General features: G+C 39.4%; 17 protein-coding genes. 7 read left to right on the top strand and 10 right to left on the bottom strand.

The features are described from left to right. The first annotated feature begins 38 nt into the window (after positions 1–38). On the top strand, positions 39–668 hold the full coding sequence (locus V4596_08905; GenBank protein ID MES2769252.1) for a tRNA-uridine aminocarboxypropyltransferase: 630 nt from the start codon (positions 39–41) through the stop codon (positions 666–668). 3 nt (positions 669–671) lie between these two features. Continuing rightward, the gene (locus V4596_08900) at positions 672–1,292 is read left to right on the top strand and encodes a DUF502 domain-containing protein (protein MES2769251.1); all 621 of its coding nucleotides are present in this window, start codon (positions 672–674) and stop codon (positions 1,290–1,292) included. Between the two features lie 28 nt (positions 1,293–1,320). Here V4596_08900 and V4596_08895 read toward each other — a convergent pair whose 3' ends face one another. From V4596_08895 to V4596_08885, 3 genes are read right to left on the bottom strand one after another with little or no spacing between them, the layout of a single operon-like run. Then, positions 1,321–1,788: a hypothetical protein gene (locus V4596_08895; protein MES2769250.1), complete on the bottom strand. Its 468-nt coding sequence runs from the start codon at positions 1,786–1,788 to the stop codon at positions 1,321–1,323. Positions 1,789–1,821: 33 nt separating this feature from the next. Beyond that, on the bottom strand, positions 1,822–3,057 hold the full coding sequence (locus V4596_08890) for an AI-2E family transporter (protein ID MES2769249.1): 1,236 nt from the start codon (positions 3,055–3,057) through the stop codon (positions 1,822–1,824). A gap of 3 nt (positions 3,058–3,060) precedes the next feature. After that, positions 3,061–3,585 (bottom strand): cyclic nucleotide-binding domain-containing protein, encoded by a 525-nt coding sequence (locus tag V4596_08885; protein MES2769248.1) that lies wholly within the window; start codon positions 3,583–3,585, stop codon positions 3,061–3,063. Positions 3,586–3,769: 184 nt separating this feature from the next. On the opposite strand from V4596_08885, the gene V4596_08880 reads away from it, so the two are divergent. Next, a complete protein-coding gene (locus tag V4596_08880) occupies positions 3,770–4,621 on the top strand; it encodes a class I SAM-dependent methyltransferase (protein MES2769247.1) in 852 nt (283 codons plus the stop codon). Between the two features lie 9 nt (positions 4,622–4,630). Here the strand turns inward: V4596_08880 and V4596_08875 are convergent, their stop codons facing one another. Then, positions 4,631–5,263, bottom strand: a complete 633-nt coding sequence (locus V4596_08875) for a 2OG-Fe(II) oxygenase (GenBank protein ID MES2769246.1) — start codon at positions 5,261–5,263, stop codon at positions 4,631–4,633. 330 nt (positions 5,264–5,593) lie between these two features. Here V4596_08875 and V4596_08870 point away from each other — a divergent pair, with 330 nt between their 5' ends. The 3 genes from V4596_08870 to pip are packed head-to-tail and all read left to right on the top strand — an operon-like array spanning position 5,594 to position 8,877. Further along, positions 5,594–6,307 (top strand): FAD-dependent oxidoreductase, encoded by a 714-nt coding sequence (locus V4596_08870; protein ID MES2769245.1) that lies wholly within the window; start codon positions 5,594–5,596, stop codon positions 6,305–6,307. After that, on the top strand, positions 6,304–7,917 hold the full coding sequence (locus V4596_08865; protein ID MES2769244.1) for an alkaline phosphatase PhoX: 1,614 nt from the start codon (positions 6,304–6,306) through the stop codon (positions 7,915–7,917). Before V4596_08870 ends, V4596_08865 begins: the two co-directional genes overlap by 4 nt. Before the next feature lie 9 nt (positions 7,918–7,926). Continuing rightward, positions 7,927–8,877, top strand: coding sequence for a prolyl aminopeptidase (gene pip / locus V4596_08860; protein ID MES2769243.1), 951 nt, complete (start codon positions 7,927–7,929; stop codon positions 8,875–8,877). 32 nt (positions 8,878–8,909) lie between these two features. On the opposite strand, the gene V4596_08855 is transcribed toward pip, so the two are convergent. From V4596_08855 to V4596_08845, 3 genes are read right to left on the bottom strand one after another with little or no spacing between them, the layout of a single operon-like run. Continuing rightward, positions 8,910–9,488 (bottom strand): Fe-Mn family superoxide dismutase, encoded by a 579-nt coding sequence (locus tag V4596_08855; GenBank protein MES2769242.1) that lies wholly within the window; start codon positions 9,486–9,488, stop codon positions 8,910–8,912. A 16-nt stretch (positions 9,489–9,504) separates the two neighbouring features. After that, positions 9,505–9,795 (bottom strand): hypothetical protein, encoded by a 291-nt coding sequence (locus tag V4596_08850; GenBank protein ID MES2769241.1) that lies wholly within the window; start codon positions 9,793–9,795, stop codon positions 9,505–9,507. A 1-nt stretch (position 9,796) separates the two neighbouring features. Continuing rightward, positions 9,797–10,402, bottom strand: a complete 606-nt coding sequence (locus V4596_08845) for a biotin transporter BioY (protein ID MES2769240.1) — start codon at positions 10,400–10,402, stop codon at positions 9,797–9,799. A 122-nt stretch (positions 10,403–10,524) separates the two neighbouring features. On the opposite strand from V4596_08845, the gene V4596_08840 reads away from it, so the two are divergent. After that, complete coding sequence (locus V4596_08840) at positions 10,525–11,946, top strand: hypothetical protein (protein ID MES2769239.1); 1,422 nt, start codon at positions 10,525–10,527, stop codon at positions 11,944–11,946. Here the strand turns inward: V4596_08840 and V4596_08835 are convergent. From V4596_08835 to V4596_08825, 3 genes are all read right to left on the bottom strand, one after another. Further along, on the bottom strand, positions 11,854–13,182 hold the full coding sequence (locus V4596_08835; GenBank protein MES2769238.1) for a thrombospondin type-1 domain-containing protein: 1,329 nt from the start codon (positions 13,180–13,182) through the stop codon (positions 11,854–11,856). The two genes, V4596_08840 and V4596_08835, sit on opposite strands and share 93 nt — an antisense overlap. 157 nt (positions 13,183–13,339) lie before the next feature. Continuing rightward, positions 13,340–14,389, bottom strand: a complete 1,050-nt coding sequence (locus tag V4596_08830; GenBank protein MES2769237.1) for a hypothetical protein — start codon at positions 14,387–14,389, stop codon at positions 13,340–13,342. Next, a complete protein-coding gene (locus V4596_08825) occupies positions 14,328–14,798 on the bottom strand; it encodes an acyl-CoA thioesterase (protein MES2769236.1) in 471 nt (156 codons plus the stop codon). The genes V4596_08830 and V4596_08825 overlap by 62 nt, the downstream gene beginning before the upstream one ends. Between the last annotated feature and the right edge of the window lie 5 nt (positions 14,799–14,803).

The raw sequence follows: 14,803 nt of genomic DNA, 5'->3' as shown, positions 1-14,803 counted from the left end.
CTTTGTTTTCATACCTCAGTAGTGCTATAAATTTTGGTATGAGCCGTAAAGCCAATAAAGGCAACAGGTGCGACAAATGTCGAATGAAAGACACTCATTGCATCTGCTCACATTTGATCGCACACAACAATAGCACTCCTGTGACGGTGTTGATGCACTACCGAGAGCTTGTTACGACTACAAATACGGCGCGAATTGCTCATTTTATGCTCAAAAACAGCAGCGTACATTATCGTGGACTCATCGAAAACCCACTGGTGGAAAGCCAAATTTTGCAGAGCGGATTTACGCCCCTGTACCTTTATCCGTCGGAAGAATCCGCCCCCCTCACTCCAGAGCTTGTACAATCCTTAGGCGGAAAAGTTCAATTGATTGTTCCTGATGGCAGCTGGAGACAAGCAAAACGAGTGGCCAGACGTGAACCTTTCTTAAAAAATGTACAGCATGTGAAGCTAAGTGATGCTTCGTCGGGAATTTTTTATCTCCGAAGAAAAATCAAAGAAGAAGGCGTTTCCACCATAGAAGCCATCGCCAGAGCTCTTGGCGTGATCGAATCCAAAGAAATTCAACAAAGTATGGAAAATGTTTTTAGAATCATGGTAGAAAAGACTTTAGACACTAGAGGAAAAAAATTAGAAAATTATGAGCAATCAAAACATGGAACCTAAATAATGGAACCTAAACAATCGAGCTTTAGCATGAAAAATATTGGACAGATCTTTTTGAGAGGAGCACTGGTTCTACTTCCTCTTTTTGTAAGTATTTATGTTTTAATCTGGCTTGCCGGAAGTATTGATGGAGTTTTTGGTAGAATTTTAAAAACCTTAAATCCTGAGTTAGAGCTTCCCTCAGGATTTGGGTTGATCATCGGCGCTTCGATTATTTTTATCGTAGGAATTACGTCTGAGTTCTTGATCGCAAAATCCATCAATAATTTTATTCAGAGCTTGATGGCTCGCATACCAGGAATAGGTGCTATTTTTAATGCTTTGAAAAGTTTAGCCGATTATTTAAATCCTAAAAATAACGCCGCCCGTGGAAAAACTGTCGTCGTGCACTTCCCTTCTAAGGATGCTCCTCAAAAATTTAAACTTGTAGGATTTATGACAGTTTCAAATTTAAAAAATATGCCCAAAGGTATCAATGATGATGAGCTTGTCACCGTATTTGTACCCATGAGTTATCAAATGGGAGGATTTTCGATTTTTGTAAACAGAAGCCAAGTCGAGGAAATTAATTTACCCTTCGAAAAAGCCATGCAAGGCGCCCTCACCGGCTGGGTCCAAATCTAGAATTGCCAAAAGCGACACCAAAAAAACGTTAAGCGCCTTTTGGTCGGTTTTTTTGTTTGTCTAATTCTGTTCTTACGATTCTTGAGATTTCGGCGCCCATATAAACGGCAGGATGTGTACTGTAATGTGAAAGTTGTTCTACGGAAAGCATTACGATTTTTAGCCAGAATTCAGATTTTTGAAAAGATTCTTCTCCGAATTCACGGTAGGTTTCAAACCAACCTTGCACCCAAGTCTGCACTTGTTTTTCGACCTCTATTCGCAACTGTAAAATTCTTTGTTTGATTTTTAGAACATAAAAATACGGAAGCACAATACCAAAGAGAATTGTTCCTACAGCAATTGCTATCAATTCCCAATGCACTTCATCCATTTTGCGGTAAAGGCTGACGCTCAAAACAATTCCAGAAATAACAGAAAGTACGTTGAAAAAATAGAAAGCATATAGAACATTCCTATACATTTTAATTTTTTCAATCAAGAGCGATGCTGCCATGTTTTCTCCGAAGGCGCCTTTTCTGGGCGTGTTTTAAATTATGTAATAGTCTTTTAAACCTTTGAATAGTGTCTCTGTGGAAACTTTTATAACGACAATAGTGGGAATCGCTAATAAAATACCCGCAAAGCCAAACAAAAGTGATCCGCCCACGATTCCTAGAATAATCACAATCGGATGTAAGCTCACCGCTGACCCTACCACCACCGGTTGGAAAATCGCATTGTCTAAGAAATGCGCTATCATCATCGTAACAATAATTCCAATCATCAAATCATCTGCCGTAATGAATGGAAGAATCGGTGTCACACCCTCTGCAATCATCGCGTACGCAAGCCCCACCACACAGCCCACCACCGTTCCCAAAAAAGGAATCGCGTTCGTCAATCCTGCAATTACAGAAATCAAAAATGCAGCCTTAATCTCAATGCCAATCAATATAAGACCTGCAAAAATCGAAGCTCCCACCAGAGCACATTCAATCAAGGTTCCTCTCAAATAACGTCCAATCGCTAAATTCACTTGCTCAAATACGGTCAACGTCAATTCAAAGTATCTGTTCGGAATGAAATTCACGAAGTATCTTTGGATATCGCCTTTATCAAATAACAAGAATACAAAGATGAGCGGCATAATGATCCAAATCGAAAATACATTCATCACTCGTGAAAGTGTAAATGACTTCACTTCGTCTTTTCCTGCTACAGATGAAATTTCTCTTTTTTCGTCCATTTCTTTGTGATCAATATTTTTTAAGAAGTACTTATAGTATTTATCTTCAATTAGTTTTTTTTCATAAAATTCTATGAAAGCACCTTGTTGAGCAGCGTTCAACGTCAGATAGTTATTCACATCTACTACCAACGGCATCACTTCATCGTTCAAAAGATTAACAACAAAGCTTCTTTCGTCTTTAGGTTTATTTACTTCTAAATAGGAGTCTATTTTTTCATTGAATTTGTACTGCATGCGCGTAAGAAGCTCTAACTTCTTCACTTCATCTGGCATGCTCGATCTTACCACCCAAATGGATAAAAATAAAAATCCAACAAAAAAACTAATCAGCCCAAAAACGCGGATTCCCTCAGGAAGCCAGTGGTACTTAAACATTCCAAGAAGAGGTTTACAAAGATACGCTAACAATGCACCAACAATCATTGGCAGTATCAATTGCTTTAACGAAATCAAAAGTGCTATCAAAACACCGGCAATAATCAAACCACTGATTGTTTTAAATATTAAGGCTCTTTGCTCACGATTGAACTTCATAGATTATGCGACCTTTTTGCTATCTTCAGATTTGAGAAGTTTGTTTGTAGTTTTAAGTCTTTCACCAATCATGTTGGCTAAGATTTTATATATTTCACACGCAATATCTGGTCTAGATTCTGAAAGCTTTAAAAGATCACTTCTAAAAAGTGCCCAAGCATGAGTTCTTATTACCGATCTCGCCGATGCTGATCTTGGTGACTCATCTAAAAGCGCAAGCTCTCCAAAAAAAGATTGATCTTTCAAGATTGCAATCTGGGTAAAATCTGTTTCATTGGTCTTCGCTTCGATGCTCACTTCCCCTTCTTGGATCAAGAAAAGTGCGGCGCCCGGTTGATTCATTTCAAAGATAAACTCATCTTTTTCGTAAATTCTTTCATGGAGGATATGGGAAACTTCTTCCAACTGCTTTCTGGTCAATCTTGAAAAGAAAGGAATGCTTTTTAGGAAAGCGATCTTTGTCTTTTGTTCGGACTTGTGAAATTTGAAAATGTTTTCCCAAAGAATTTTACTGGCTTTTAGGTTCACTCGTGCTCCTTACAGGATTTGTACATCCTGGTAATCGGGGCTTGCCCCGAACCCCCGTGTCTTGCGGCCTTCGTGGCCGTCAGATCTTTTTTTTTGGGATCTGGTGTTTGTATTTTTTCGGTTATTTTGGGGGTTTGGGTGAGTCCTGTTTGTCTTTTCTATGGTCCAATGTTAGGGTGCTTTTATGTATAAATTGTTAGACAGTGGTAATTTCCAAAAATTGGAACAGGTGGGCCCCTTTAAGGTGGTCCGTCCCTCTCCTCAAGCTGTTTGGAAGCCGGACCTTAGTCTCGACGATTGGATGTCTCAAGCTGATGCTCACTATGAGAGATATTCTAATGGTAAGGGCGAATGGAAAATTAAAAATAAGAAAATTGAAGCTCCCTTCACCGTGCAATTCAATGATATTCAAATGATTATGAAGCTCACAAGTTTCGGTCACTTGGGTGTATTTGTGGAACAAATTCCTCAATGGCTTAAGATTCAAAACATCATTAAAAAAGCTCTAGCAAAACAATCGGAATTCAAGTTTTTAAATTTATTTGCCTACACTGGTGGCGCAACCGTGAGCGCACTCAAGGCCGGCGCTGAGGTTGTGCATTTGGATGCTTCAAAAACTTCTGTCGCTTGGGCAAAAGAAAATGCTGACAAGACGGGCCTCGCCGGAAAACCCGTTCGCTGGATCGTGGATGATGCTGCAAAGTTTGTTCAAAAGGAAGTTCGCAGAGGATCTAAGTACCACGGTATAATCTTAGACCCTCCTAGTTTTGGTCGTGGTGCTAAAAATGAAGTTTGGAAGATCGAAGAACATATGATTCCCCTTCTCGATGATATCAAACAACTGATGGATGATAATTTTAGCTTTATTCAATTGAGTTCGCACTCTCAAGGTTATACGCCCCTGGCGCTTAAAAATTTACTCACGCAAGTTTGCGAAAATTATAAGGGTGAATATATTGCGGAAGAATTGGTGGTATTGGATAAAACAGACAAGACATTGCCTTCTGGCGCACATTGTTTTTTCACAAGAAGCTAGAAAAATTTCTCATTGATAAAACCAGCCTGTCATCGAGACCCGCTCGCGCCGAGTTTCTAAAACTTCATGCGGAAAATCTTCACTCAAAAAAAATACTCCTCGTCCAAATTGTGGAAGGACTGTCGTGATCTCTTTTTCTTGATCATTGAAATCAAAAAGTCTTAATTCTCCACCATCTGACTGCTCCCAATCCTCATTGAGATAAAGAATAAATGAAATTTTTCGAAACTTAGAGTCGATGGATTCCATTCCTTGTCCTGTGAGCCTGAATTGATCAATGTGCTTTTTATAAAATGTATTTACCGGATAAACTGTAACGTGAGTCTCAAAACCCTTAAGACCAAAAAACAAGTTCTGATTAAAATGGACTTTAAGTGTTTCTAAAAAATCCCAAACTATTTCTTGTGTAGAACTTAAGTGTTCTTTTTGTAGCCAATGTATTTGATCTCCCCGGATATTTTTTTGGAGATCGGCATTTTTACCAATCCCGGCTGCTTTTAGAGAGTATTCTGCAAGAGAATTATTATGATACGCATTTAAGATGTCGGTTTTGAGACTTAAAAGGTCTTCCTTAGCAAAGATATGTTCTTGAACCGAAAAACCCTTATTTTGAATGTCGGTTAAAATTCTATCAATAATCACTACTGCCCTCAAATTTCATGAAGGGAGCTATATACCATATACATTCAAAAACTATAGGAAAAGTTGGAGGGAGTGCAAAAAAGTTAAGGGCGGGGTTTCCCCCGCCCTTAGAGGCAGTAAATCTGACCTCAAGGATAAATGATCTAGCAATTAAGCTAGAATCACCTCACATGAAATCGTCTTTACTGCCCATGTAATGTCATTATGACTGATCATGGGCATCACCTCCTTCCTGGGCGTACGAACGCCTTGTCATTATGCTAACACTTTATGGACAAAAAGCATAGTCCTACCTATTATAAAACTTCTGATTAAAAAGGATTTACAGCTATGGCAGTCTTGAAGTTTAAAGGCAAAGTTCTCCGCAACGAATTTATAACCCCCACAGTTTTTGAAATTGATTTTCAATTGGACACCGAGACTTTTAATTTTGAAGCTGGTCAATTTATAATGGTTAAATTCAAAGACCCAGAAAACCCCGAAAAACTATTATCTAGAGCTTATTCGATTCTGTCTCCTCCAGAAAACAAAGTCGTAACTCTTTGTGTGAAGTATGTGGAAGAAGGAAAAGGGACAAACTTTTTAAAAGCACTGAAGGTAAACGATTTTGTAGATCTCTCAGGACCATACGGGAAATTCGTTTATAAAACCGCTAAACCTAGATTCCCATTTTTTATTTCTACAGGGACAGGCATTGCTCCGTATGTGTCTATGATTGAATCTGAAAAATTTCAAAAAGAACATCCTTCGCGGGGAGTTTGCTTATTTGGTGTGCGCACCTCCGACGAAATTCTATATCAGCACAACTTCAGCAAAGACTCCAAGTTTGAATACATACCTACGGTTTCCCAACCAAACCCTAACTGGAATGGATTTAAAGGCCGTGTTACTCATTACTTAAAGGAACTTCCTCAAAATTATGATTGGACACTTGCCGATTATTATATTTGCGGTGGGAATGACATGATTAAGGAAGTAAAAGAAATTTTAACTTCGAAAGGTGTTCCTAAAGATCAAATATTCCAGGAGATATACTTTACGTGAGTAGAAAAATCATGCATCCAACGAGAAGAGACTTCCTAAAGAATACAGGTATAACAGCAATCGCCCTCACCTCTTCTGGATTAATAGCAAACCTACTCACAGGTTGCGCCACGACAAAAATCAAAAGAAACTTAAACCCTAATATTCCATCTATTGAACCTTCAATGGAAGATAAAGTTATCTTGAGCACTGGTCTGGAATATCACAAGTTGATTTCATGGAAAGATCCAATTAACAAATCTGAATTCTTTGGAATGAATAATGATTTTATAGCTTTTATTCCCCTCGAAGAAAAAGCTGACGAAGGTATTATGTGGGTCAATAACGAATTCCCAACTCCTTACTTGATTCATAAAGAAAGAAAATCTTCGAAGAAAACAAAAGATCAAATTATCCAAGAGCAAAAAAATGTTGGCGGAAGCTTAATCCATATCAAAAAAATCAACAATCAATGGCAACTCGTCAAAGATTCGAAATACAACCGCAGAATTTCTGGTCAAACAGAGATTCCCTTTGTGAATGCCACAATCCAAGGTAAGAAATCTGCCATAGGCACCCTTGCAAATTGTTCTGGCGGTGTTACTCCTTGGAATACAATTCTTTCATGCGAAGAAAATTATGACGATTATTATGGCGAGTACGAATATAAAAATGGTTTAAGATTCAAACTTGATACCTCAAAATACGGATGGGACAAACACTTTGATTACGATCCAGAACATTATGGCTGGGTAGTTGAAGTTGATCCTTTGACTGGTAAAGCAAAAAAACATTTAACCATGGGAAGAATGGCTCACGAATGCGCAAAACCCATTCTTGCAAAGGACGGCAGAACTGTTGTCTACACCGGAGATGATGCTGAGGATGAACATCTCTATAAATTTATTTCTGATGAAAAGGGAAGCTTGGACAAAGGAACTCTTTATGTTGCACACATGGAAACGGGAACGTGGAGACCTCTCACGCTAGATAATCCTAAATTAAAAGGTAAATTTAAAGATCTCACAGATCTCTTGGTACAAACTCGTACTGCTGCAAAAATGCTGGATGCCACGCCACTCAATCGCCCAGAAGACATTGATATCTTGCCGGAAACAAACACTGTTCTTATTGCTTGCACGAACAATCAAAAACGTCTTGATGCCCACGGATATATTCTAGCCATAGACGAAGAAAATCAAGATCCAGCATCTCTCAAATTCAAGTCTTACAAATGGCTCGAATGCGGGCCTGATGCTGGAATGTCTTGCCCTGATAATTTTGCTATAGATAAAAAAGGAAATCTCTGGGTCACTTCAGACATAAGTGAAAAGCTCATCGGAGATTTTCCTTACAAAGGCTTTGGTAACAATGGACTCTTTTATATCCCTACATCAGGAGAAGACAAAGGCGTCGTTTACCAGGTTGCATCTTGTCCCGTGGATGCTGAATTTGCAGGTCCTTGCTTTTCCCCTGATTTTAAAACATTATTTTTATCAGTACAGCATCCAGGAAATTCTTCGTCAGAAGAAAATGGCTACACGAGTAGCTGGCCAGACGGCGAAGGTACAATCCCGAGATCCAGCGTAATCGCCATCTCAGGACCATTACTCGACAGATTAAACACATAAAGGATTTTTATGACTTACAATGTTTTTCCGGAGATTGAGCCTTATAATACATTTAGATTAAAAGTTTCTGATATTCATGAACTTTATATTGAAGAGTGTGGGAATCCAAAGGGTCAACCTGTTGTATTCCTTCATGGAGGACCTGGTGCTGGCATATCTGCAAAGCACAGACGGTATTTTGATCCAAAACATTACCGTATAGTTTTATTTGATCAACGGGGCGCCGGAAAATCTACTCCACACGCTGAACTTAAACAAAATACGACTTGGGATTTAGTAGCTGATATCGAAAGAATTAGGGAACATCTAGAAATTTCAAAATGGCTCGTATTTGGCGGATCTTGGGGATCAACCCTAGCTTTAGCTTACGCCGAAACTCACCCCACATCCGTAACAGGGTTAGTTATAAGAGGAATTTTCTTATGTAGAAAAGAAGAAATCAATTGGTTCTATCAATTTGGCGCCCATCATGTGTTTCCTGATTTTTGGGAAAAATATATTGAAGTCATTCCCGAAGCAGAGCGCACCGATATGCTCACCGCCTACTACAAAAAATTAACGAGCAATAATGAAACCGAAAGATTAAAAGCCGCAAAAGCCTGGAGCGTTTGGGAAGGATCGACAATCAAATTAATTCCCGATCAAGCAGCTATAGATACTTTTGGTAGTGATCATATGGCGCTGTCACTTGCGCGCATTGAAGCCCATTACTTTATCAATGGTTGTTGGTGGAAAACAGACAATCAATTGATTGAAGATGTTTATAAAATCAGACATATCCCTTCCGTCATTGTGCATGGAAGATACGATATGGTATGTCCATTCAAGAATGCTTGGGATCTTCATAAAGCTTGGCCTGAAGCAAGATTTGAACCTGTTCTTGCGGGTCATGCTGTAGATGAACCCGCCATCACCGACGCTCTTATTCGCGCAACGGAATCTTTTAAAAATTTAAAATAACGGATTGTCGCCCATACGTGGCGACAGTCATACTACTTCATGTTTTTAGAAACAAAATCCCAGTTAACTAAATTCCAAAAAGCTTCAACATATTTTGGGCGAGCATTTCTATAATCAATGTAATAAGCATGTTCCCAAACATCACAAGTTAACAGCGCCGTTAACCCTTGGGTCATTGGAAGTTGCGCGTTGGATGTAGAAATGATTTTTAAATTTCCAGCAGCATCCTGCGCGAGCCATCCCCACCCTGAACCGAATGTTCCTACCGATGTGTTGGTGAACTGCTCTTTGAATTTTTCAAAGGATCCAAATGTTGAATCGATTTTTTCTGCCAATTTACCCGTTGGTTTGCCGCCACCTTTTGGTGATAAGCAATGCCAATAGAAAGTATGATTCCAAATTTGAGCAGCTTGGTTGAAAATCGGTCCTTCAGAGTTTTTGATCACTTCTTCTAAACTCATAGTTTCATATTTGGTACCCTTAGCAAGTTCATTGAGCTTTACCACGTAAGCATTGTGATGCTTTCCATGGTGAAAATCCAACGTCTCTGCTGATATATGCGGCTCTAAAGCATTTTTTTCGTAAGGTAATTTTGGTAATTCAAACGCCATTAAATTTCTCCTTTGTTTATTCGTCGTAATGATTTTTTCCGGACCAGTCATTGTCATCAGCGGCTCTATTCCAGAGTGAATTCTGAGAATTCAATGTAGCTCTAAATAAAAACCGGATATCTGACCAGAGATTTTCTTCGATTAATTTTACAGGGACGCTCACAACTCTTCTGTCTCTTTCGAAAACAAGTAGATTTGATTTTGCATCAAAGTGAACTTTTAGATTATCAACTTTTAATTCGATAAGAATTTTTTTGGCCTGCTCTTGTTGCAACGCTGGCATTTTTGAATCAATTAAATTTGCCATTTTATACCTTAGGTGAAAGTTTTTTAATGAGAGTCCAAGCCAGAACCGAGCTGGAACCCGCAAGCAGTGTTTTTATTATTCCACCAATAATGAAGGGATAGAAACCTTGCTCTAAAACATTTGCATACCCTACAAATTGTCCTAGCCATAATAAGCCGGGAACAAAAATTAATAATTGAGCAACCGTCATTGCAATTAAACTTTTGCCCAAAGACTTGTCCCAAGCCATTTCCGTGAATTTTCCAACAACGTATCCTGCTAAAATAAAACCAAAAATGTATCCGCCAGTTGCACCCATTAGCACTTGCATACCACCAGAATTTTCAGAAAAAACAGGAAAACCTAAGGCCCCATAAAGAACATAAAGTAAAACCGAAAGCGGAGCTCTCTTTGAGCCTAACAATGAACCTACCAAAAGCACAGACAATGTCTGTGCTGTGATCGGAACCGGAGTGAACGGAAGCGGAATGTAGATTTGAGCACTCAGTACAATCAAGAAACTTCCCGCAACAACTGCCAATGCATTAATCAATGTGTTTGGCTTGGTAGCCGCAAAATTCTTAAGTGCAAAATCCATTATAGATGGGCTTAACATTTTAGTTTTCATCTTTTCCTCTGATCTTTTCTCTGATCTTTATCTAAAGGTAATCTAATTTCTCTACAGTATGTGTCATTCTGTAAGGTGGCAATATTAAGCTTCGTGCGTTAAATTCTCTTAGAGGGGATCGAATGAAATTTTTTTTAAGTGGGCTTATTGTTTTAGCATTATTTTCACTCTTATGGAGCCCTGATTCAGAGGGAACGGACTCGTCCTCTTCCGGTGCATCGCCTAAAGACTCTCGACATATTATTATTATCGGCCTCGATGGAATTAGTTACAACACTCTTTCAAAAATGCATGAGAGCGGTTATTTTAGAGAGTTCGGACGGCCTATTCCTATGGTCGCAACATTCCCCTCAATTTCAGATCCCAACTGGGCCCACCTCATGAATGCAGCTCCTGAAAAAGGATATACTAAAGCCGGTTTCGACATGATCAAAAATTCTGATGGAACGTTAGGAAGAGAATACGGAACCCTCATCGATCATCTCACCACCCCACCACAATATGAAAAAAAATTCGATTTTAAGGCTGAGGGTGTTTTCCAACATCTTATGAGTATGACCTGGACAGAAACATCTGCACTCTATTGGACTGATTCTTTTTTGCGATTTTTAATGGAACCTAAAAATATTAAGAATAAATCCGTTACTAGTGCTTTTATTGTCAATACAGATATTATTTCCCATGTGGGTGGTGAAAAAAATGTTATTAATTACTTAAAAAATTTAGCCAAAAAAATAAAAACATTTCAATCTGATTTTAAAGCCGAATACAAAAAAAAATTAGAAGTTGTGATTGTTAGCGACCATGGAAATCACTTTCAAATTCCAAAAGCCATTGATTACAAAGAACCTCTTGAGAAAAAAGGATTTTTACAAAAATCGACTTTAAAAGAAAAGACAGATTACGCCTTTGTTGCCCCAGAGATTATTTCTTTTGGAGCTTTCTATACTTTGCCTGGACAAGAAAAAAATCTTGCAAGAAATTTTATTGATATAAAAGGTGTACATGTTGCTTTGGTTGATAATGGGAACGATAAAATTTCTGTTTTTTCTAAAAATGGAGAATCCCAAATTACAGTTTATCCTAAAAAGAAAACCGTGTCTTATAAATTGATTTCTGGGAAAGATCCATTTGATCATATTCATTTATTCAAGACTAAAAAAGACATGCTTTGGGATGATTACTTTTTCAAAACCGTGAAGAGCACCTATCCCAATGCTCTTGTGCGCGCATGGGAAGGTTTTTATAAAAATTCTCAAGATAAAGCCTCAGTTCTGGTTAGCTCCGAGCTAGGATATGTATTTACCAATCTCACGCTACAAATCCTCACTGCCGTGAGCGGAGTGCAATCTACCCATGGGTCTTTTCACAGAGATGAAACCTTGGGCGTAATAATGACAACGCTCCCTCATTCAGAGGAAGCGTTAACATCTTTGCAATTTGATGATTGGTTAAGGACACATGTAACAGACACGTCCGGCGCCACTTTCGTAAGTGCAAGACCCACAACTGCCACCACTGCCCGCAAAACACGGTCTCGCTGAATCCGGTTGAGCACCAGTACATAATCCATTGGCAGCAATCGTAGAGTTATCTGTATTCATGCAGTATACATTTCTATTTCGAGAACCCGAAGCACATGTTCCCCATTCTCCAGTTCCCCACATATATGTTGTTAAATTTGTAATGTCTGCGGTTCTTATCATCTGGTGAATTCTTTTATCGACTCCTCTTGTTGATACACACTCATTTGCCGGAATCCATGGAGGACATACAGAAACTTTAACACATGCTCCGTTTCTTCTTTCTTTTCCACTACAGCGCTTACAACGAGCATCTGTACTTGTAGGTCCGCACCCGTTTCCATCCACAAGAGCGACTCTGACTTTTGATAATGCATTTTTACAAAATGCTGGTTTTGGATCTCTAGGACTCAGCCCTTCACATTGGCTAGCACAACTATCCAATTCAGGATTGGTTGAACAATCTCCCACCGTTTCTCCGGGATCTGGCTGATTTGGGGAAGTAGGTATGGGAGTCGTAGTTCCTGGTGGCTCTTCTCCGCCTCCTGGAAATTCTTCCTGACCACCTGGAGAAGTATAACCTGGAGGAGCAGACGCTACTGCTGCCTGCGGCAACATCCAGCCCAACAATGTTGGTGGTTGAATCCTTGCTTCAAGAACAGGATACATTTTTCCTGCAATCACCGGAGCATTTCTGACAATTGTAGTATCAAAGAATTTATCTAAACGAGAGTACCAATTGCTCACTTTAGTTTTTGTATCATTTGCAGCAACCATTGTAGCACTTGCGCCTGTAAAATCGCGGTCGTTAGATGCGCTGAGGGCAGAGCAATAAGCCGGCATAGTTTCGCCGTTATTTCCATCTACGTTGTAAGTACAAAAATATTCTGCACCATTTACGATTTTATTGAGATTGTCACTTTTTACACAGAGAGCATTCGCAGGAGTTCCACTTGGAACATCCAATCCTGCTGTGGAAGGTGCACAAACCTGTGCGCAGTCAATCCATCTCACAGCTGCTCCAGTGCAAAGCGGATCTCCCAAGAATGCCTCGTGGGCCTCCATGAGAGCCCTACTTATATCTTCAACAACGTAGCCCATTTGATAATTCATACGAATACGTTCTTGAAATCTCGCGCGATTTTCGAGGTAAGTATAAAATGAAGTTAAGGTACTCACCATGATCAGCGACAAAACTATTACCGACAACAAAGCAGCCATTCCGCCACGCTCGTTATTTAATATAGTTGCTCTCATATAGGCCTCACTTAAAGTTACTTAAAATCGCTATTTTAATTAATATAGGTAAAAAAAATTATAAAATAATACCATATCTTATCGGTACACATTAAGAAAACCTAAACAAAAGTCTGTGGTGATTTTTAGACTGGTAAAGTCTCAGATTGATACAAATTTAAAAGACTCCAACACCAGGCATAATGTAATCATAGAAATAAAGTGATCCATGCACGCGCTCTTCTGCTCCCGCTTCGCCAGTTAAACTCTCGGTTGTGAGAACGTTATTTTTAAAGTTGATCTTTACCGTTTGCACAATATCTCTATAAGGAGCTGTCGCAGCTCCACCTACGGGTGCTCTATAGTTCCAAGAGCTTTTGTCGGACGTTTTAAAATATCTTGTCCAAACCTCTACCGTGAGAGTTTTAATTTTGTACCTCTCTCCTGGAGTACCACCGCCCCACGCTGCACCCAAACAAGGTAATAGCGTTCCATTGTTTGCAGCGCCAGAATTTACAACCACTTCAATGGCATACCCACCAGGACAATTTGCAGCACCTGCGGCAATTCTTTGAACTCTAAAATTATGTAATCTGGAATGAACAAAGTCTGAAGGCCCCGGAATCATATTTCCCGTTGTCGAGTTTGTATCAAAAACCAAAGCACCAGATTGCGCATCGGGATTGAGGCCATTGACATCTGTGTCTTTCACAAAAATTCCTGTTGGTCTCATTTGTGACCCACCATTCGGCATAGAACCCGCACCAATATTGTATGTTCCTGCTTCACGATTAAAGACAGCAAATCGAGCAAACTCTCCACTATCGGCATCTCCGATCTCTGATTGCGCCGGCACCAATAGCTCAAAATCAAAATCCAACTGTCCTCCACCATTCAAAGCAATGACAGCGGCATTATCTATACTATCCACCACATTCAAATCCACCGCTTGGGACAAATAGTTTCTTAAATTGTAAGTCGACATCAATACACTTTCTTCAGCTGCGTTTTTTTCGACTAAAATAGTGAATTGTTCCATAGCAAAAACAAATACTGAAGCAATGCCCATAGAAACAATAATGCCGATCATTGTCGTGACCATTAACTCTATGAGACTTAGACCTTTGTTGTTTTTTAGAATATAAAAGATACGAGAGATCGTACGGCTATTTTTCGATAGCTTTTTTGCGTTCAAGCCTTGTTTGTCTTCGGATTTGAGCTGCTTCATATCGTCTCTTCTCTTCGGCAGATTCTGGCAATAACTTTGGCACTGGAATGGGTTTTAAGTTTTCATCAATTGCAACAAAAGTCAGATAGGCTGTCGCAGTATGAAACGTTTCTCCTGAAATTGGATTTTCAGCATCTATACGAACGCCGATTTCCATAGAAGTACGAGAGGCAAAATTGCATGAGGCTTTTAAATTCACGATCCACCCTTTATAAACGGGCGCGACGAAATGAAGAGCATCAATGCTAGCTGTGACTACGGTTTTGTTGGAGTGTCTTTGGGCGCAGATAGCGGCCGCGATATCGATCCATGACATAATTACGCCCCCGAAAATACTACCAAGGGCGTTAATGTGAGAAGGCAAAACCATCTCCGTCATTATGACTTGCGATGATTTTACCGTTTTCATATTCT

This window comes from Bdellovibrionota bacterium (assembly GCA_040386775.1).
Lineage (GTDB): Bacteria > Bdellovibrionota > Bdellovibrionia > Bdellovibrionales > JAEYZS01 > JAEYZS01.
Note: the sequence above shows the minus strand (reverse complement) of the source record. Positions and strands in the feature narration are given on the sequence as shown.